The sequence below is a fragment of the Vitiosangium sp. GDMCC 1.1324 genome, from assembly GCF_003044305.1.
In the GTDB taxonomy this organism is placed as follows: Bacteria; Myxococcota; Myxococcia; order Myxococcales; family Myxococcaceae; genus Archangium.
Genome location: NZ_PZOX01000002.1, coordinates 532,640 through 551,028, shown reverse-complemented (window position 1 = coordinate 551,028; position 18,389 = coordinate 532,640). Strand labels below are relative to the sequence as shown.

The window sequence follows — 18,389 nt, the reverse complement described above, 5'->3', positions numbered from 1 at the left end:
CCCTGCTCGGTTCCCGGGCTCGGCGGCACGGGTTGAAGGGCCTGATTCCACCCCCAACCTTCACGGGGACGTGTCCCTCTCCCCGGCCCGCGCGATGCCTCCGACCGACCCTCGACGCTTCCGCCGCCTGCTGCTGCGCGCCATCCTGTTGCCGTTGACGCTGCTGCTCCTGCTGGCCGTCATCCTCCTGTGGGAGGTGGGCAACCTGCTGCACTCCCAGGAAAAGGCGCGGCGCACCCAGGCGACCCTCACCCAGGTGGAGCGGGTGCGTCAGTTGCTCATCGACCGGGAGACCGGCGTGCGGGGCTACCTCCTCACCGGAGCGCCCGTCTTCCTGGAGCCCTACCATGCGGCCGGGCAACGGCTCCCCGCGGCCATCGAGGAGCTGGAGCAGGGTCTGGCGGGTGAGCCCCTGCAGGGGGTCTGGATGGTGGAGCTGCGCGAGCGCTGGCGGGAGTGGGAGCGGGTGGCCACGGAGATGCTCTCGCGCTTCGAGCAGAAGAGCGAGTGGCTCGTCCTGGTGCGCTCGGGCGTTGGCAAGGTGCGGATGGATGCTGTCCGGGAGACCCTGGACACCATCGCCCTGGAGGAGCGCCAGCGCGCCACCCAGCGGGATGTGGAGGCCCGGCGGGCGGGCCGGACCGTGCTGCTCGTGGGGGGGCTGTGGGCGATCTCCGTGGGCGTGCTGCTGACCTGGTCCAGCCGCCGTCAGTTGCTCACCCTGTCCCAGGACTATGAGTCCAGTCTGGCCCAGGTTCGTGCCCAGGCGGACGCCCTGCGCGCCAGCGAGGTCCGGTTGGAGTCCCGCGTCGCCCAGCGCACCGCCGAGCTCACCGCCGCCAACCGCGAGCTGGAGGCCTTCAGCTACTCCGTCTCCCATGACCTGCGCTCCCCCCTGCGCGCCATCGATGGTTTCGCCCAGGCGATTCGCGAGGACGAGGGCGAGCGCATGTCGTCCGACAGCCTCCAGCTGCTCACGAGGCTGCAGGGGGCCGCCACGCGCATGGGCCAGCTCATCGACGACCTGTTGCGGCTCTCCCGCGTCAGCCGTGCCGAGCTGAAGTGCGAGCCGGTGGACCTCAGTGCGCTCGCCACGTCCGTGGCCCAGGAGCTGCGCCAGCGTGACCCCGGGCGCGACGCGACGTTCTCCATCCAGCCCGGACTCTCCGCCCGGGGAGATCCGCGGCTGCTCCGGGTGGTGCTGGAGAACCTGCTGGGCAACGCCTGGAAGTTCACCAGCAAGCGCTCCGGGGCCCACATCGAGTTCTTCTCGGAGACGGCCGGCGGGGTGACTCACTACGCTGTCCGCGACAACGGCGTGGGGTTCGACATGGCGTACGCGGGCAAGCTCTTCAGCCCCTTCCAGCGGCTGCACAAGGCCACCGAGTACCCAGGGACGGGCATCGGCCTGGCCACGGTGCAGCGCATCGTCCACAGGCACGGTGGGGTCATCGAGGCCCAGTCCACTCGGGGCGAGGGCGCCACCTTCCGTTTCTCCCTTCAGGAGGCACTCCCATGAGGGACCCGCGCTCCATTCTCCTCGTGGAGGACAACCCCGACGACGTGGACCTCACCCGGCGTGCCTTCCAGCGCGCGGGTCTCACCCAGCCGCTGGATGTGGCCGGGGACGGCGTGGAGGCGCTCGACTACCTCTTCGCTCGCGGCGCGTATGCGCACCGGGCCGGCGAGCCGCTGCCCTCCCTGGTGCTGTTGGACCTCAAGCTGCCGCTCCTGGACGGGCACGAGGTGCTGCAGCGGATTCGCGCCGACCCACGCACCCGCTTCCTCCCCGTGGTCATCCTCACCTCCTCGGACGAGGAGAAGGACCTGGTGGAGAGCTACAGCCAGGGCTGCAACAGCTACGTGCGCAAGCCGGTGAGCTACACCGAGTTCGTCGAGGCGGCGCGTCAGCTCGGCGTCTACTGGCTGATGCTCAACCGCGTGCCGCAGCCGGGAGCGTATGAATGACCCGGTCCCTGCGCGCCCTGCTGGTGGAGGACAACCCGGATGACCGGGTCCTGGTGGAGCGCGAGCTGCGCCGGGGTGGCTTCGAGGTGCAGAGCATCCGCGTGCAGACGGCCGAGGAGCTGCGCGCGGCGCTGCGCAACGAGCCCTGGGACATCATCCTCTCCGACTATCGTCTGCCCGGCTTCGACGCTCCGGCGGTGCTCGGCGTGGTGCACGACAGCGGCCTGGACATCCCCGTCATCGTCGTCTCCGGCAGCGTGGGCGAGTGGGAGGGCGTGGAGGTGATGAAGGCCGGGGCGCGCGACTACTTCCCCAAGTCGCTGCTCACCCGGCTGCCGGCCGCGGTGTCGCGCGAGCTGGAGGAGGCCCGCATCCGCCACGAGCGCGCCCGGGGCGAGCGGGACCGGGCCCTGCTGGCGAACGCCAGCGAGGTGCTGGCCCGCTCACTGGACTTCCAGGAGACGCTGGACCACGTGGTGCACCTGCCGGTGCCGGAGCTGGCGGACTGGTGTGCCGTCTACGTCTCCGAGGATGGGAAGGCGCTGCGCCTGGCGGCGCTGGCGCACGAGGACCCCGAGTGGGTGCGGCGCGGCTTCGAGGCGGACCGGCTCTTCCCGCTGGACCCGGGCGCCGCCTCGGGCCCCGCGTACGTGTGGCGCAGCGGCGAGTCGCAACTGGTTTCGGACGTTCCCTCCTCGCGTCTGGAGGTGCTGGCGCGCTCGCCGGAGCACCTGCGCGCGTTGCTGGGGATGGGGCTGCGCTCGGCCATCCACGTGCCCCTGCTGGGGCGCGCGAGGCGGCTGGGGGTGATGACGCTCGGCATCACCGGGAGCCGGCAGGGCTTCACCCCGGTGGACCTGTCCGTGGCCCAGGAGCTGGCGCGCCGCGCCGCCCTGGCGCTGGAGAACGCGCGCCTCTACCGCGAGGCCCAGGAGGCCATCCGCCTGCGCGACGAGTTCCTCGCCGTGGCCGCCCACGAGCTGCGCACCCCGCTCACCACGCTGGGGTTGCAGCTGGGCACGCTCGTGCAGCGGGCGCGGCGCGAGTCCTCCTCGGACCTGGTGGGCCGGCTGGAGCGGGGCCTGCGCCAGGTGCGGCGCCTGGGCACGCTGGTGGAGACGCTGCTGGACGTGTCGCGCCTGTCCACAGGCCGGCTGCCCCTGTCGCTGGAGCGGGTGGACCTGGGCGAGCTGGTGGGCGAGGTGCTGGAGCGCTTCGAGGCGGAGGCCCAGGCCGTGGGCTGCGCGCTGAAGCTGGAGGTGGCCCCGGGCGTGGTGGGCCAGTGGGACCGGATGCGGGTGGAGCAGGGGGTGTCCAGCCTGGTGTCCAACGCGCTCAAGTTCGGCCCGCACCAGCCGGTGGAGGTGCGGGTGGTGCCGGGCGCGGAGGTGGCGCGGGTGGTGGTGGAGGACCGGGGCATCGGGATTCCCGAGGACCAGCTCGAGCGCATCTTCGAGCGCTTCGGACGGGCGGTGTCCTCGCGCTCCTACGGGGGGCTCGGGCTGGGGCTGTACCTGACGCGCCGGGCGGCGGAGGCGCATGGGGGCCGGGTGTGGGCCGAGCAGCGCCCGGGCGGTGGTGCCCGCTTCACCCTGGAGTTGCCCCTGCGAGCCGCCTCGCCGGCGGCAGAGGTGCCCGCGTGATGCGCCCCCTGCTGGTCGTGGACGACGACGCGGACCTACGCGAGGCGCTCGAGGAGGTGCTGCGCGACGCGGGCTTCAATGTGCTGGGGGCCTGCAATGGCCGCGAGGCGCTGGAGGTGCTCGCGCAGGCGCGGCCTCTGCCGGGCCTGGTGCTGCTGGACATGATGATGCCGGTGCTGGACGGCCAGGGCTTCGCCCAGGAGATGCACGCGATGCCTGACTGGAAGGACATCCCCGTGGTCATCTTCTCCGCCTCGGCCAGCAACGCCGCCGTGGCGCGGGAGGTGGGCGCGTGTGCCTACCTGCGCAAGCCGGTGGACGTGGAGGTGCTGGTGGAGACGGTGGGCCAGCACCTGCTGCGCGAGTGAGGCCTCAGTCGGCGCGGCGCACCCAGTTGGTCCACCTGCCCAGGTCCCGGTAGCCGAGCCGCTGGTAGAGGCCATGTCCCATGGGCGAGGCCTGGAGGACGACGGCGGTGCAGCCCCGGGCGTGCGCGTCCGCGTGCAGGCCCTGCATCACCCGGGTGCCCAGTCCCATGCGGCGCGCCTCGGGGTGGGTGGCCACCAGGTAGATGCCCGCGGTGCCTTCCTGCTCGAAGGTGAGGCCTGCGGCGAGCACCCGGCCCGCCTCGCGCACCATCACGGCGTGCACGTGGGCCGGGGGCATCCGCGTGCGCCACGCCTCGAGGTGGACGACGGACTCCTCGCCGTAGAAGAGCCCGTTGAGCGTCAGCAGCTCGTCCAGGTGCTCCGGATGCTCCAGGGTGGTGCCCGCGGGGAGGTGGGAAGGCGGGGGCGCCAGGGGGAGGCCCATTGCGGGGAGGACGCCATCGGGGCGGTATCCCGCGCGGGCCAGCTCGGCCTCCGCGGCCACGTCACCCGGGTAGACGGGCACGCGCCAGGCGCGCACGCCCTGCTCGCGGTACCACGCCTCCAGGGGCGCGAGGGCCTCGGCGAGCGCCCGGGCGTCCTCGTACAGCACCTGATGCTGGAAGAGGCTGTTCGCATGTCCGGGCAGGGTGAAGGCCCGCACCCCGGGCAGCTCCCACACCCGCAACGGACCGTGGCATGCCTGCACGGTGCGGAAGCCCAGGATGTTGGCGCGCAGGCGCGCGCTGAGTTCAGCGTCCGTCATGGCGCCAGGGTAGGCGCTTCCAGGCGCTCGCGGGTGGACAGCCGGCGTGCGGAAAATCCCCGGCCGGCCCTCCAGGAGGTTAGGGTGCGGCTGCTCGCATGGAGCCTCGCTTCTTCGCCTTTGATCCTCGTCCGACGCGCCGGGCCCTCTTCGTGGGGGCGTGCGCGCTCGCCATCCTCAGCGCCTGGGCTCTGGCGGATGCCCGGGCCGTGGGCAACACCCCCTTGTCCGTGGTCCGAGCGGGCTTCACCGGAGGATTGATGCTCGCCTTCGTCTTCGCCTGGCACCGGTTGCGCCCGCGTCCTGGTTGGGGCGTCACCCTCAACGCCCGGGGCGTCCAGGTGGCCCGCCCCTTCACCGGCAGCCAGCTCCAGCTGTCCTGGGGGCAGATCGACTCCGTTCGCCGGCTCGGAGGTAAGGGAGACGTGCTCGGCCTGTTCCTGGACGAGGGCGGCCGTGTGTTGGTGACCCGTCATCTCTTCCCCTCGCGGGCGGCCTATGGCGAGCTGGCGAGCGCCCTGGAAGAAAGGAAGCCCGCACCGCGTTATGACGCATAGCGTCGCGCGGGGTATTTCGTGAATCTTTTCGCTGCCTTGCGTGTTCTCAACAATCTTGTTCGGTGTGTCTCGAAGTGGTAGGCACACCGGTCCAGCCACGCGTCTTCCCAAGGATTTCTAGCGCATGGAAAACATCCCCGCCCCCGGCACCGCCGCGGCGCCATCGCCCGCGGATTACGACACCGGTGCCATCACGAAGCTGGAGGGCCTGGAGGCCGTCCGGAAGCGCCCGGGCATGTACATCGGCGACACCATGACGTACGGGCTGCACAAGCTCGTGTACGAGGTGGTGGACAACTCCGTCGACGAGGCCCTCGCGGGCCACTGCACGGACATCGAGGTGGTCATCCATGTGGATGGCTCGCTATCGGTGCAGGACAACGGCCGAGGCATCCCCGTGGGGCCGCACCCGGATCCCAAGTTCAAGGGCAAGGACACGCTCGAGGTGGTGCTCACGGAGCTGCACGCCGGCAGCAAGTTCGGCAACGGCGCCTACAAGGTGTCCGGCGGCCTGCACGGCGTGGGCGTCACCTGCGTCAACTTCCTGTCCGAGTGGTTCAAGGTCCGCGTCCAGCGCAGCGGCAAGGTGTTCGAGCAGTCGTACGCGCGCGGCGTGTCCAATGGCGCGCCATCCGTCGTCGGTGAGACGGACAAGCGCGGCACGCTCATCTGGTTCAAGCCGGACACCACCGTGATGGAGACGGTGGACTTCAACTTCGAGACGCTCAGCCAGCGCATGCGCGAGCTCGCGTTCCTCAACGCCGGCCTGCGCATCATCATCCGGGACATGCGCATCGGCAAGGAGCACGACTTCAAGTTCGATGGCGGCATCGTCTCCTTCGTCGAGTACATCAACAAGGCGAAGCAGGCGCTCCACGACAAGCCCATCCACTTCCGCACGGAGAAGGAGGGCGTGTCGCTGGAGATCGCCATGCAGTGGAACGATGGCTACGACGAGCGCATCTTCACCTTCGCCAACAACATCAACACCCACGAGGGTGGCAGCCACCTGTCGGGCTTCAAGGCGGCGCTCACGCGCACGCTCAACAGCTACGCCGAGAAGGGCGGGCAGTGGAAGGACCTGAAGGAGACGCCCACGGGTGAGGATGCTCGCGAGGGCCTCGCCGCCGTCATCTCCGTGAAGCTGTCCAACCCCCAGTTCGAGGGGCAGACGAAGACGAAGCTGGGCAACAGCGAAATCAAGGGCCTCGTCGAGCAGATGGTGAACGACCAGCTCGCCACGTTCCTCGAGGAGAACCCGATCGTCAGCAAGAAGATCGTCGCGAAGATTGGCGATGCCACGCGCGCGCGAATCGCCGCCCGCAAGGCGCGCGAGACGGTGCGGCGCAAGGGCGTGCTGGACGGCGGCTCGCTGCCGGGCAAGCTCGCCGACTGCCAGAGCCGAGACCCCAGCGAGAGCGAGCTCTACATCGTCGAGGGTGACTCCGCAGGTGGCTCGGCCAAGCAGGGCCGGGACCGGCGCAACCAGGCCATCCTCCCGCTGCGCGGCAAGATTCTCAACGTGGAGAAGGCGCGCTTCGAGAAGATGCTCACGAGCGCGGAGATCGTGACGCTCATCACCGCGATGGGTACGGGGATCGGCCGCGAGGACTACAACTGGGAGAAGGCGCGCTACCACCGCATCATCCTGATGACGGACGCCGACGTGGACGGCAGCCACATCCGCACGCTGCTCCTCACGTTCTTCTACCGGCAGATGCCGGAGCTCATCCAGAACGGCTACCTCTACATCGCGCAGCCACCGCTCTACAAAGTCACGCGCAACAAGAAGGACATGTACGTGAAGGACGAGCGGGGGCTGAACGACTACCTGCTGCGGATCGCCTCCGAGCACTCGCGGGTGATGACGCCGACGGGGGAGCTGGGCGGCTCGGAGCTGCGCACGCTGCTGGAGAAGGTGATTACGTACGAGGAGCGCCTGGAGAAGCTGGCGTCGCGGCGGGACGCGCGGGTGGTGGACGCGCTGGTGCAGGCGACCCGGCTGGAGGCGGGCACGCTGAGCGACGAGGCCGCGCTGCGCGAGCAGGTGGAGAAGATGACGGCCTACCTGAAGGCGCGCATGCCGGACACGCTGGGCCGCTTCGAGGTCTCCTTCCCGGTGGATCCGGAGCACCACACGCGCAAGCTGGTGGTGAAGACGGACATCAACGGAGGCCTGCGCCAGACGGTGTTCGACCATGGCTTCCTGTCGTCGCCCGAGTACCAGGAGCTGGTGGGCCTGAGGGACGCGTTCAGCGCGCTGGGCAGGGCGCCGTACACGGTGAAGGTGGGCGAGGGCGAAGTGATGGCGCTGTCGGCGCAGGAGGTGCTGGCCGTGGTGCGCAAGGACGCGCAGAAGGGGCTGGGCCTGCAGCGCTACAAGGGTCTGGGCGAGATGAACCCGGAGCAGCTCTGGGAGACCACGATGAACCCGGCCACCCGCACGCTGTTGCAGGTGCGCATCGAGGACGCCGTGGAGAGCGACGAGATCTTCTCGCTGCTCATGGGCGAGGCCGTCGAGCCGCGGCGCGAGTTCATCGAGCGCAACGCGCTGGACGTGCAGAACCTGGACATCTGAGCCAGCGCCCTGGCTGGCAGGAGGGGGCTCGCGTGGCGCTCATTGAGGCGCCCGGCGGGTTTCCCTCCCGCTGGCGCACCGGTGTGCCCACCGGGCGTTGTTTCGTCGTGCGGCTCACGGAGCGCCAGGGATTTTCCTGAGCTGATCCGGGCCCGGTGGTAGGTAGGGGCGCTTCATTCTCCGCGCCCTCTCGCGGAGAACCCCGTCGAGGAGTTCCCCATGTCCGCCTTCCATGGTTATGCCGCCCCCGCGGCGGGCAAGCCGCTCGAGCCCTTCTCCTTCCAGCCCAGGCCGCTCGGCTCCGGTGATGTGGAGATCGCCATCTCCCACTGCGGCGTCTGCCACAGTGACTTGCACCTGGTGAACGACGACTGGAAGATGAGCAGGTACCCGCTGGTGCCCGGCCATGAAATCATCGGCACCGTGGCGGAAGCCGGCTCCGCGGTGCGCGGCCTCGTGCCGGGCCAGCGCGTGGGCGTGGGCTGGCAGTCCGGCAGCTGTGGCACCTGCGAGTGGTGCGAGGGCGGCGAGGAGAACCTCTGCGCCCAGTTGCAAGCCACCTGTGCCCCCGGCCCCGGCGGCTTCGCGGATCGCATCCGCGTGAGCGCCCGCTTCGCCATCCCCGTCCCCGAGGCTCTTCCCTCGCGCGACGCCGCCCCGCTGCTGTGCGGCGGCATCACCGTCTACACACCGCTGCGCGAGGCCGGTGTCGGCGCTCACTCCCGTGTGGGCATCATCGGCGTGGGCGGCCTGGGACACCTCGCCCTCCAATTCGCCCGCGCCATGGGCGCCGAGGTGACGGCTTTCTCCACCTCGCCCGACAAGGAGGCCGAGGCGCGCGCCATGGGCGCCCACCGCTTCATCGCCACCCGTGAGTCCTCGGCCCTCAAGGCGGTGCGCAACTCCTTCGACTTCATCCTCTCCACCGTGGCCGCGGATCTGCCGTGGAAGGACTACGTGTCGGCCCTGCGCCCGCGCGGCACCCTGTGCCTGGTGGGGGTGCCTCCCTCGGCCCTCTCGCTGCCCGGCTTCGCGCTCGTGGGCGGCAACAAGAAGGTGACCGGCAGCACCATCGGCAGCCCGGGGCAGCTCCGCGAGATGCTGGAGGTGGCCGCGCGCAATGGCGTCCGCGCTCGCACCGAGGCCTTCCCCCTCAAGGACGTCAACGCCGCGCTCGGGCGCGTGGCCCGCAATGAGGTGCGCTACCGCGCCGTCCTGGAGCTGTGAGCCCACCGGGGCCCTGCCTGGCTGCTCCCTGGGGCGGCCTCCGGACCCCTAAAAGACCCGTGGGCCCGGTGCCGATAGCGGCTCCGCGCCCACGTGCCTTTCCCGTCCTTGTTGAGCCGGGTCGCGGAACAGCAGCGGCCCCCTTGAGCCCTTACGGAAGGAACCTGTTGTATTCCCTGGAGCCCACCCACGTGGGCTCGACGAAACTCATGGTACGCATCGCCTCCGACATGGGAGGGATGGTTGCTGGTGCCCGGCTGGGGAGTACGAATGGGTAGGACGGAGGAGGCGCTCGGCGCCTGACCGTCCGCTCCCCCATTACCTAGCGCGGGAGGTGTGCGCGGGTCAACGAGATGCGCCGCGCAGGGCGGCCGCGCGCTCCCGGCGAGACATCTCCGTGACATCCACGATGTCCACCTCGAACGCACCCTGGTTGTCCTCCACCCGGGTGTCCGGGAAGGTGCAACGCAGGGTGTCAGCGCCCGTCAGTTGATAGCGCTTCCCCGCCTCCAGGAGGCGGTGGTTGCGCCGGGCGGACTTCGTGCTGCTCTCCGCGCACAGCACCCGATGTGTACGCCCGTTGGCTCCCGAGCGCAGCTCCGCGAAGTCGTCGCGCACGGTGAGCAGGTAGGTGGCGTCCGGATTGAGCCTGCGCAGCACGAACTGGTGTTCGGGCTGGAGCACCAGTGCGTCATGGGTGGCATCGAAGGTGAGCTGGCGCGGGGCCACCCACTTGGATTGACGCAGGTGCACACGCACCGAGCCGCTGTTGTCCGCCAGGTCGTCGTCCAGCAGGAAGACGTACAGCCGGCGCACGCCCTTGAAGGTGCGCGGGGAGGGGCCGATCAGCCCGAAGGTGTCATCCGTGGCGAGGTTGTCCCCCTCGGCGAGGTAGGCCAGTGTGCTCGAGGCCCCACCGCGTCCCCCCACCGAGGCGCCCCCGTCCGTGTTGATGGAGTAGCTCGAGCCGGGATTGAGCTCGATCGACGCGGTGGAGTACCTGCCCACCGGGAACGCGTTGTACTGGGGGCGCAGGACGAACAGCCGCGTCGGGTAGTCCACCACGTTGTACTTCGGGTCCGGTGCCGCCGGAGTGCCCGGCTTCTCCGCCGCCTCGGGCGCGGGAGCCGCCGCTGCCGCCTCGGCCGTGGTGCCCGCCGCCGCCTCGGGCTGCGGATCACCCGTTTTCTCCAGAGCGGGCGGGGTGACGACCGCGGTGGGAGCGGGCGGAGCCGGTGGCGCCGTGGGGGCCGGCTCGGCGCGCTCGAGCTCCGCGTGGACAGGGGGCTCGGCTTCGGTGTTGGCGGTGAAGCGCTTCGTCCACGGCCGGTAGCCGGGCAGGGTGAGGACGAGGGTGTTGGCCTGGTGCAGGGGGACGTTCGGCACGACGAGCGGCGTGACGCCGGGCACGTCCTTGCCGTTGAGCTTCACCGAGGCCCCGGCCGGCGCGGACGTGAGCCACAGCGAGCCCACCGGGGACGAGTCGCCCTTTCCACCGAGGAAGTAGTGCAGGCCGCCGAGCACCAGCGTGAGCCCGAAGATGGGCACGCTGATGAGCATCACCAGCCGCTGGCGCCGCTCGGCGCGCTCCTGCTCCTCCCGGGTCTGGGTCTCGCGATGGGCGCGCAGGGGATCCGTCACCTTCGCGGGCACGGAGACGGCTGGCACCTCGACGGGCGTGTCGTGCGCGGGCTCGGCGGCCCTCGCCCCGGCCGGCGGTGCCGACACGGACGTGGGGGCCTCTTCCTCGCCCAGCTCCGGCGGCGCCGCCATGGTGGACGGCGCGGCCTGGGCGCGCACGCCCGTGCTCGACGTCACCCGGCGTCCGGAGGCGGAGCTGAGGGTGCGCCCGCTCCCGTCGCTGGGAGGCCGTCCGCTGGCACCGTTGGTGGAGGGTCTGAGGGCGGCGGGACGCGGCGTCGAGCCACTCACCGGCCGGCCACCATCACTGCCCGGCCGCTGCACGGCGCGCACGCCGGAGCCGGTGCTGGGGCGGCCGCTGCTCGAGCCCGGGCCCGTGGCTGGTGGCCGTGGATGGCTGCCGCTGGTCTCACCGGCGGTCTGCGACTGCCATGCGGCGAGCTGCTCCAGGAAGCCGGGGGTCACCTCCACTCGGCGGCCCTCGGCGGCGAGGTCCTCGGCGAAGAGGTGGCCCAGCAGCTGCGACAGCATGGCGGGCGAGAAACGCGGGTACGCCGAGTAGAGTTGCTCGCGCAGCGCCTCGGAGAAGGCCTGCGCGGTGGGGTAGCGCGTCTCCCGGTCCAGCGCCATCGCGGTGTACATCACCGATTCCAGCCCGGGGTCGATGGCGGGGTTGAGGGACGAGGGCGGCGGAAAGTCGCCCGCGATGATGCGCGGCAGCACGGCGGCGAACTCCCCCTCGTAGGGGCGCCGGCCGCAGAGCATCTCGTAGAGCACCACGCCCACGGCGAAGATGTCCGAGCGCGCGTCCAGGTCCTGCTCGCCCCGGGCCTGCTCGGTGGAGAAGTACGGGAACTTGCCCTTGAGCGTGCCGGGCGACGTGCGCGCCTCCACGACGCTCGTCGCCTTGGCGATGCCGAAGTCGATGACCTTGACCTGGCCCTCGTAGGAGATGAGCACGTTGTCCGGGGACACGTCGCGGTGGACGAGCCCCATGGGATGGCCGTCCTCGCCCACGTGCCGGTGCGCGTAGTCCAGCCCATCGCAGATCTGCGTGCCGATGTAGAGCGCCAGGGGCAGCGGCAGCGACGGCAGCCCCGCCTTCAGCGCGCGGCGCAGCAGCTTGGACAGGGGCTGGCCGTGCACGAACTCCATGGCCAGGAAGTACTGGCCGTCGATCTCTCCGAAGTCGAAGACCTGGGCGATGTTGCCGTGGGTGAGCGCCGCGGCCACGCGCGCCTCGCTGACGAACATCTCCACGAAGGCCGGGTCATCGGCGAAGTGGGGGAGGATTTGCTTGATGACCACCGGCTTGGTCACCCCCGCCGCGCCCTTCATCCGCGCACGATAGGTGACGGCCATCCCGCCCGCGGCGAGCTTCGACACCAGTTCGTATTTGCCAAACTCCCGGGCTTCGTTGGGGGCCACGATGCGAGTCGCGTTGTTTTAGAGGACGAGAGGCGGAGCATACCTCGCTTCGTCCAGAAGTCAGGAAGGGGGGCCCTGGGTTGAGCGCGTGATGGCCTCCGCAGGAGGGCCTGCGAATCCAGCACCCAACGTTTTATCCTGGAATCGAGCCCGGTGGGAGCCCGGGCCGGGCGGAAAGGCCGGGCCGCCTGGAGCAGAAGGGGTGGAAACAATGGTGCGAAAGTGGGTGGTGCTCGCTCTGGCTCTGCTGCCGGGCGCGGTCTGGGCCCAGTCATCCGAGGTTTCGGCCGAGGCCGCGGAGGCGAAAGCCGGGGACGTGCCCGTCCTGGCGGGACCGGCCTCCCTGGAGCCCCTTCCGGCCCCGAGGGTGGACGGGGGGCTCGCGGGGACGCCTCCGGTGATGCCCGGGGCCCGGCCTTCCTTCGCGGTGCTGCCCATGGCCGTGTCGGTGGTGCCCGGCCTGCTGCTGCACGGACTGGGGCCGCTCGTCGAGGGGGACACCGGGACGGCCAAGCGGCTCTTCCTCATGGAGGGCGCGGGCCTGGGGATGCTGGCCGTGGGCGGAGTGCCCATCGCGCTGTCCGGGGCCTCGCGCCGAATCATCGGCCCGATGTACGCGGTGACGTTGACGGGCGTAGGCCTCTTCTCCATCTCCACGCTGTCCAACCTCTACGCGGCGGTGTCGCCCGCGTTCCCTCCCGGACTGGTGCCTCAGCGCCTGCCCCCGCTCGAGCTGGAGGTGGGCTACCAGCACGTGATGGATCCGGCCTTCGAGTACCGGCACTTCCTGTCGGTGGGCGCGCTGGCTCGGTTGGAGCGCGTGCGGCTGGAGGCCGGAGCGAAGGTGTCGCCGGACGATGGCAACCTGCGCGTGCGCGTGGGCGGCGCGTACCGGCTGGTGGGCGCGCCTGAGGCGGCGCGAGGTGGTGCGGACGGCACGGCGTTGGACCTGGAGGCCGCGGCGCTCGTGCACCGCTACCCCACCGAGGACTTCACCCTGGGCGGCGGCGAGCTCTTCCTGCGAGGCCGCTACGACATGGCGCGTGTCAGCCCGAAAATGGCCGGCTCCTTCGCGGAGCTGGGCCTGGGCTACGCCATGCAGCGCTACGCCTATTCGGGCCCGGTGGACGACATCCTCTTCGAGCAGCTCCTCTACACCTTCGGCTTCGGCGTGTACCTGGGGCGCGGCGGGCCCTTCCGGGGCGAGGCGCTCCTCTATTACGACCACCGCAAGGACGACTTCCCGGGCGGCATCAAGGCGGGCGGTGGGGTGCCGGGGTACTTCGGGTTGCGCGGGCGCATGCTCCTCACCGAACGGTGGGGCGTGTCCGCGGACATGCAGGTGGGCTCGGCACTGGTGGGCCGGCTGTCACTCGTCTACGCATTGGGAGGTGAGTCGTGAGGAACGTTCGCGTGGGGGCCGTGGCGCTCGCGCTGCTGGCGGGCGGTTGCAGCATGCGGCCGGCCGAGGAGCGCGCGCTCAAGGACCTGGAGGTGGGGCGCGTGGAGGCCAGCGGCGTGGCCTTCTCCGTGGAGGACGGGCTGGCGGTGGTGCGCAAGGTGGAGGCGGGCACGCTGACGCTGTGGGGCTCGGCGCCGGCCTTCCGCGTGCGCGCGGCGTCCAAGGACGGAGCCAATGAGACGTGGACGGTGGTGGTGCGCAACGCCATGCCGGACGCGGAGCTCACGGCGTTGGTGGGCAACGAGCCGCTGGTGGTGGAGCCCCTGTCCGGACCGCTGCCCACGGTGAAGATGTGGCGGGTGCGGCTGCCGGCGGGCGCGGAGGCCCGGCTGACGGTGGCGCCGCCCTTGTGGGATCAGCCGATGCCCTTCCGCTTCGCGGCGCTGGCGGACGTGCAGGAGGCCCTGCCGCGCGTGGGCGACATCTACCGGCGCATCAATGCGGACCCCACGCTGCGCTTCATCTTCTTCTCCGGGGACCTGACGCAGCGGGGCACCGTGGAGCAACTGGAGGAGTTCCAGTCCCGCCTCCAGGAGTCGCGCATCCCCCTCTTCGCCACGCTGGGCAACCACGAGCTGCTCAACCCGGACCCGCGCTTCCAGGACTACTTCGGCCGAGGCAACCTGCACTTCACCTTCCAGGGCGTGCACTTCACGATGATCGACTCGGGCAACGGCACGTTGGACCCGATGGCCGAGCAGGCACTGGACGGGTGGTTGGAGTCGGCGCGCGACGGGGTCCATATCCTCGGGACGCACATCCCGCTGGTGGACCCCATCGGCGTGCGCAACGGCGCCTTCTCGAGCCGCAACGAGGCGGCGGCACTGTTGGCGAAGCTGGCGCGAGGCAAGCTGGACCTCACGCTCTACGGCCACGTGCACTCGTACTACTCGTTCTCCAACGCGGGGATTCCGGCGTTCATCTCGGGAGGCGGCGGGGCCATCCCCGAGCAGTTCGACGGCATCGGCCGGCACTTCCTCGCGGTGGAGGTGGACCCGTCCGCGGGTGTGCGCACCGTGTCGCTGGTGCGCGTGGACTGACGCGTCAGGGGAGGCCTCGCGAGAGGCCTCACTTCGGCCCGGCGGGAGGCGCTCCCGCCTTCTTGTCTTCCACGGGAGGCGGAGGCTCCACCCGCCCGCGGCCGGCGGCGAGCTTCGGGTCTCCTCCCGCCTCCAGCGTCTTGCGCAGCGCCGTCACGGCCGCGTCCACCACGCCCTGCCCGACGATGTTGCTGAGCATCAGCCCCATGCAGATGCTCTTCGTCTGCTCGTCCATGCTCTTCTCCCGGATGAGCGCGACCTCCCGGGCGAAGCCGTCCTTCTCCTCGGGCGTCACGTTCTGCATCATCGAGAAGGCGAGCTGGGGCAGCGACTCCTGGATTTGCGTGAAGGGGATGGCCTGCATCGTCTTGGCCATCAGCTCGGCGCGGACCGTGGCGCGCGCCCGGTCCACCGCCCTGTCCGTCGCGGTGAGGATGACCTGGAGGAGCGCGCTCGGGCCGATGGCGATGGTCTCCTTCCCCACCTGCATGTTGAAGGCCGAGGAGCGCAGGATGCTCATGGCGCCGAAGCCCGCGAGCAGCGCCTCGCCGATGCGTGTCGCCGCCTGCCCGCTGTGGCCCGTGAGGGCCCCCACCACGCCCGTGCCCGGTGCTGCCGTGTTGGGGTCCCACGACAACGTCTTGAGGGCCAGCAGCGCCATGCCAGCGGCCAGCACGTTGACCAGCGTGTAGACGACCGCATGCCGGTTGGCGATGGCCTCGAAGGGATCGTCTTTGTAGCGGGAGATGAGCTCTCCAATCCCGATGAACGCTCCGATGAGCACCACCGCGAGGTACTGAATCACGTCCGCGAGCAACTCCAGGTTCACCTGCTGCATGCGCGCGCTCCCCTAGGGCTGGACTGTCCGGATACCTCGGCAAGTCTACCGTTCCGCTCCGACGCCGATGCGACCGGGGATGTAGGGTCCAACGCCCACATGTGGGGAGTCATCCGGGCGTCGCGCCGCTGACGGGGCGAGGCACGAATGCGATGCGGGGCCGGTAAATCGGCCTCGGAGCGTACCCCCTTGAAAAGGTACTGAACATCTGTGCACATGATGGGTCCACGCTGCACGCTGGAGGGGAGTCCCTGCCCATGTTCGACGCGACGGAAAACGATCCCATCTCGCCCGCGATGCGGGCACTGCTCGAGGTGTTCTCCACGGAACTGTCCGAGGTGAAGTTCCCGGACGTGGACGCGGAGGTATTGGAGGAGGCCGCGGGCCGGGTGAGGGCGCAGGCCGAGGCGGTGGCGAAGGCGCAGGCGGCGCTGGAGGCGGCGCGCCAGGCGCTGGGGGAGAGCCAGGAGGCGCTGTTGCAGAAGGGCCAGCGGGCGCTGTCGTACGCGCGGGTGTTCGCCGAGGAGGACGCGGAGCTGAGCACGAAGCTGGAGGCGATCAGCCTGCCGAAGCCGGCGCGCAAGGTGGTGCGTGCGGATGGAAGCGTGGTGGCCGAGGCGCCCGCGCAGAACGACGAGACCGCGCCGCGCCGCCGGGGCCGTCCGCCGAAGTCCCGCCCGAGCGCCCCGCTGTTCGCGGATGGGAGCTCGCCCGAGGCCCTCAGCGCCACCGAGGTGGCCGAGGCGTCCGTGCCCGCCGCCCGCCCCGCGGCGGCTTGAGGCCCAGGCATTCCCGAGGTACTCGCGCTCCGTCCTGCCTGGAACTCCTCGGAGGCTCCAGGCCCGCTTAATTTTTGATGGAGGCGCGGGAACTCAAATAAGAGGAGTCGCTTGCTGGCCTCGCGAGGAGGAAGGAACTCGGATGCTCGGTGAGCTGAAGCTGGAGGAAGTGGGGCCCGGTCCCCGGCTTTCGTTCTCGTTCGGGCCGCGCCTGAACCTGCTGACCGGCGACAACGGCCTGGGAAAGAGCTTCGTGCTCGAACTGGCCTGGTGGGCGCTGACCGACAATGGAGTGGATCCGGTGCCTGCTTTGCCTAGAGCTGGGCGGCAGGGGAAGGTCACCTACTCGCTTGTGACGGAGATGGGGCGTACGCCTGAGCTCGAGTACCCAGTCCATGGGGATGGGCGCCCGGTCGGCGGCTACAAGCGACCTGCGCCACTCCACTCCGCGCTCATCCTCCATGCTCGTGTCGATGGCGGCTTCCGCGTCTGGGACCCTGTTCGGAATGACTTCTTGCGCACGTACGAGGGGGCGGGTCGCCCAAGGTTCTACGACTTCTCACAGGACTCGCTCTGGGACGGGTTGGTGGAGGACGGGCGTGTCTTGTGTAATGGGCTCATCCGGGATTGGGTCTATTGGCAACTGCGGCGCTCGGAGTCCTTCGAGCTTTTGTGCAAGGTCCTGGCACGGCTGTCTCCGGATGCTGCTGAGACGTTGAAGCCCGGCGAGCCCACCCGCCTGGGCGTCGATGATGCCCGGGACATTCCGACGCTGGAGATGCCGTATGGCAGCGTTCCCATTACCCAGGCGTCCGCTGGTATCCGGCGCATCGTCGGTCTCGCCTACCTTCTCGTCTGGGCCTGGGAGGAACACCGGCGGGTCGCCGAGTTGCTTCAACGAAAAGCGACAGATCACATCGTGTTGCTCATCGACGAGGTGGAGTCGCACCTCCATCCCCGCTGGCAGCGGCTCATCCTGCCTTCGCTCTTGGCTGTCGTTCGTGAGCTCCGCCCGGATGTGAAGGTCCAGGTGATTGCCGTCACCCACGCGCCCCTGGTCCTCGCCTCGGTGGAGCCCCAGTTCGATCCGGACCAGGACGCGCTCTTCATGTTCGACCTCGTTGGCAACGAGGTGAAGGTCACCAAGGCCGATTGGCGGCCTCGGGGTGACGCCAACGCGTGGCTCACCTCCGAGGTCTTCGACCTCAAGGAGCCGCGTTCCGTGGAGGCCGAGGAGGCCATCACTCGCGCCAGGGCCGCGCTCAAGGATCCCCACCTCCCCATCGAGGAGGTGAAGCGGATCCACAACGATTTGTACCGGCTCCTCAGGGATACGGATCCGTTCTGGCCGCGCTGGCTCGCGCGTGCCGAGGCGGCGGGGATCGAGCCTTGATTCACGTCGAGCCCCAACCCGAGCCGCCGGACTTCGATGCGAAAGTCCGCCAGCCAGGGCAGGCCGAGCTGGCATCCTCTGAGGGTGAGCTTCGGCCGCTCTGGCGTCATTGCGCGGCGCACCTCTGGGAGGCGTACAAGGGCGTCTGTGCGTATTCCTCCCTCCACATTCCTCGTGGCACGGGTGCGCTCTCCGTCGACCATCTTCTTCCCAAGTCGAAGCGGCGCGAGCTGGCCTATGAGTGGAGCAACTACCGGCTCGCCTGTGTGCGGATGAACGCGCGCAAGAACGACCTCGAGGACGTGCTGGATCCTTTCGAGGTGCGGGACGAGTGGTTCGCGCTCGAGTTATCCACGCTCGAGGTCATCCCGGGCGAAGGGCTGCCCGAGGCACTGCGTGTCCAGGTCCAGAGGACCATTGACCGGCTGGACCTGAACGATGATGAGTTCGTTCGGGCCAGGGAGGGCTATTACTCGGCCTGGCAGGACGGCGATACGACGTTCCGCCACCTTCGCAAACACTGCCCCTTCCTGGCGAAGGAGCTGCTTCGTCAGGGGATCGTCCAGGAAGCGCGGTAGACCCCACGCTTCAAAAAACACCGCCCGAAGGTACGTCTTCTCCCGGAGCCCCCTCCGTCAGAAGAACGCACCTCCGGGCGATGCGGCCGTCCCCGGCCGTCAGCCCCAGGGACGGCATTCCAG

The 18,389-nt window shown here is 69.9% G+C and carries 15 protein-coding genes; 12 read left to right on the top strand and 3 right to left on the bottom strand.

Annotated features, from left to right (window positions below):
* Positions 1 to 94 precede the first annotated feature (94 nt).
* Genes DAT35_RS06705 through DAT35_RS06690 form a run of 4 tightly spaced genes read left to right on the top strand, consistent with a single transcriptional unit; the run spans position 95 to position 3,979 of the window.
* Positions 95 to 1,519, top strand: a complete 1,425-nt coding sequence (locus DAT35_RS06705) for a CHASE3 domain-containing protein (RefSeq protein WP_199242827.1) — start codon at positions 95 to 97, stop codon at positions 1,517 to 1,519.
* Entirely contained in the window at positions 1,516 to 1,968 is a 453-nt protein-coding gene (locus tag DAT35_RS06700) for a response regulator (RefSeq protein ID WP_108066053.1), read from the top strand. Before DAT35_RS06705 ends, DAT35_RS06700 begins: the two co-directional genes overlap by 4 nt.
* Positions 1,965 to 3,611: an ATP-binding protein gene (locus tag DAT35_RS06695; RefSeq protein WP_108066052.1), complete on the top strand. Its 1,647-nt coding sequence runs from the start codon at positions 1,965 to 1,967 to the stop codon at positions 3,609 to 3,611. The genes DAT35_RS06700 and DAT35_RS06695 overlap by 4 nt, the downstream gene beginning before the upstream one ends.
* On the top strand, positions 3,611 to 3,979 hold the full coding sequence (locus tag DAT35_RS06690; RefSeq protein ID WP_233261324.1) for a response regulator: 369 nt from the start codon (positions 3,611 to 3,613) through the stop codon (positions 3,977 to 3,979). Before DAT35_RS06695 ends, DAT35_RS06690 begins: the two co-directional genes overlap by 1 nt.
* 4 nt (positions 3,980 to 3,983) lie before the next feature.
* On the opposite strand, the gene DAT35_RS06685 is transcribed toward DAT35_RS06690, so the two are convergent.
* Entirely contained in the window at positions 3,984 to 4,745 is a 762-nt protein-coding gene (locus DAT35_RS06685; protein ID WP_108066050.1) for a GNAT family N-acetyltransferase, read from the bottom strand.
* A 98-nt stretch (positions 4,746 to 4,843) separates the two neighbouring features.
* Here DAT35_RS06685 and DAT35_RS06680 point away from each other — a divergent pair, with 98 nt between their 5' ends.
* The 3 genes from DAT35_RS06680 to DAT35_RS06670 all read left to right on the top strand — a co-directional run bounded on the left by DAT35_RS06680 (position 4,844) and on the right by DAT35_RS06670 (position 9,107).
* Entirely contained in the window at positions 4,844 to 5,302 is a 459-nt protein-coding gene (locus DAT35_RS06680) for a hypothetical protein (RefSeq protein WP_108066049.1), read from the top strand.
* 124 nt (positions 5,303 to 5,426) lie between these two features.
* Entirely contained in the window at positions 5,427 to 7,880 is a 2,454-nt protein-coding gene (gene gyrB / locus DAT35_RS06675) for a DNA topoisomerase (ATP-hydrolyzing) subunit B (protein WP_108066048.1), read from the top strand.
* A 219-nt stretch (positions 7,881 to 8,099) separates the two neighbouring features.
* Positions 8,100 to 9,107 carry an NAD(P)-dependent alcohol dehydrogenase gene (locus tag DAT35_RS06670; protein WP_108066047.1) on the top strand — a complete coding sequence of 336 codons (1,008 nt, stop codon included), beginning with the start codon at positions 8,100 to 8,102 and terminating at the stop codon, positions 9,105 to 9,107.
* 345 nt (positions 9,108 to 9,452) lie between these two features.
* Here the strand turns inward: DAT35_RS06670 and DAT35_RS06665 are convergent, their stop codons facing one another.
* Positions 9,453 to 12,176 (bottom strand): protein kinase, encoded by a 2,724-nt coding sequence (locus tag DAT35_RS06665; protein WP_108066046.1) that lies wholly within the window; start codon positions 12,174 to 12,176, stop codon positions 9,453 to 9,455.
* 211 nt (positions 12,177 to 12,387) lie between these two features.
* Between DAT35_RS06665 and DAT35_RS06660 the strand changes: the two genes are divergently transcribed.
* Entirely contained in the window at positions 12,388 to 13,578 is a 1,191-nt protein-coding gene (locus DAT35_RS06660; RefSeq protein WP_108066045.1) for a hypothetical protein, read from the top strand.
* Positions 13,575 to 14,678: a metallophosphoesterase gene (locus DAT35_RS06655; protein WP_369945164.1), complete on the top strand. Its 1,104-nt coding sequence runs from the start codon at positions 13,575 to 13,577 to the stop codon at positions 14,676 to 14,678. The genes DAT35_RS06660 and DAT35_RS06655 overlap by 4 nt, the downstream gene beginning before the upstream one ends.
* 28 nt (positions 14,679 to 14,706) lie before the next feature.
* Here the strand turns inward: DAT35_RS06655 and DAT35_RS06650 are convergent, their stop codons facing one another.
* Complete coding sequence (locus DAT35_RS06650) at positions 14,707 to 15,516, bottom strand: hypothetical protein (protein ID WP_108066044.1); 810 nt, start codon at positions 15,514 to 15,516, stop codon at positions 14,707 to 14,709.
* Positions 15,517 to 15,773: 257 nt separating this feature from the next.
* Between DAT35_RS06650 and DAT35_RS06645 the strand changes: the two genes are divergently transcribed.
* From DAT35_RS06645 to DAT35_RS06635, 3 genes are all read left to right on the top strand, one after another.
* Positions 15,774 to 16,295: a hypothetical protein gene (locus DAT35_RS06645; protein ID WP_108066043.1), complete on the top strand. Its 522-nt coding sequence runs from the start codon at positions 15,774 to 15,776 to the stop codon at positions 16,293 to 16,295.
* A 142-nt stretch (positions 16,296 to 16,437) separates the two neighbouring features.
* Positions 16,438 to 17,688 carry an AAA family ATPase gene (locus DAT35_RS06640; protein ID WP_108066042.1) on the top strand — a complete coding sequence of 417 codons (1,251 nt, stop codon included), beginning with the start codon at positions 16,438 to 16,440 and terminating at the stop codon, positions 17,686 to 17,688.
* Positions 17,685 to 18,266, top strand: a complete 582-nt coding sequence (locus DAT35_RS06635; RefSeq protein ID WP_108066041.1) for a hypothetical protein — start codon at positions 17,685 to 17,687, stop codon at positions 18,264 to 18,266. The genes DAT35_RS06640 and DAT35_RS06635 overlap by 4 nt, the downstream gene beginning before the upstream one ends.
* Positions 18,267 to 18,389: the final 123 nt, after the last annotated feature.

Excerpts from the sequence above, each read along its gene's own strand:
- DAT35_RS06645 (WP_108066043.1), top strand. The coding sequence starts at position 15,774 with ATGTTCGACGCGACGGAAAACGATCCCATCTCGCCCGCGATGCGGGCA.
- DAT35_RS06650 (WP_108066044.1), bottom strand. The coding sequence starts at position 15,516 with ATGCAGCAGGTGAACCTGGAGTTGCTCGCGGACGTGATTCAGTACCTC.
- DAT35_RS06670 (WP_108066047.1), top strand. The coding sequence starts at position 8,100 with ATGTCCGCCTTCCATGGTTATGCCGCCCCCGCGGCGGGCAAGCCGCTC.
- DAT35_RS06660 (WP_108066045.1), top strand. The coding sequence starts at position 12,388 with ATGGTGCGAAAGTGGGTGGTGCTCGCTCTGGCTCTGCTGCCGGGCGCG.
- DAT35_RS06640 (WP_108066042.1), top strand. The coding sequence starts at position 16,438 with ATGCTCGGTGAGCTGAAGCTGGAGGAAGTGGGGCCCGGTCCCCGGCTT.
- gyrB (WP_108066048.1), top strand. The coding sequence starts at position 5,427 with ATGGAAAACATCCCCGCCCCCGGCACCGCCGCGGCGCCATCGCCCGCG.
- DAT35_RS06695 (WP_108066052.1), top strand. The coding sequence starts at position 1,965 with ATGACCCGGTCCCTGCGCGCCCTGCTGGTGGAGGACAACCCGGATGAC.
- DAT35_RS06705 (WP_199242827.1), top strand. The coding sequence starts at position 95 with ATGCCTCCGACCGACCCTCGACGCTTCCGCCGCCTGCTGCTGCGCGCC.
- DAT35_RS06690 (WP_233261324.1), top strand. The coding sequence starts at position 3,611 with ATGCGCCCCCTGCTGGTCGTGGACGACGACGCGGACCTACGCGAGGCG.
- DAT35_RS06700 (WP_108066053.1), top strand. The coding sequence starts at position 1,516 with ATGAGGGACCCGCGCTCCATTCTCCTCGTGGAGGACAACCCCGACGAC.
- DAT35_RS06685 (WP_108066050.1), bottom strand. The coding sequence starts at position 4,745 with ATGACGGACGCTGAACTCAGCGCGCGCCTGCGCGCCAACATCCTGGGC.
- DAT35_RS06680 (WP_108066049.1), top strand. The coding sequence starts at position 4,844 with ATGGAGCCTCGCTTCTTCGCCTTTGATCCTCGTCCGACGCGCCGGGCC.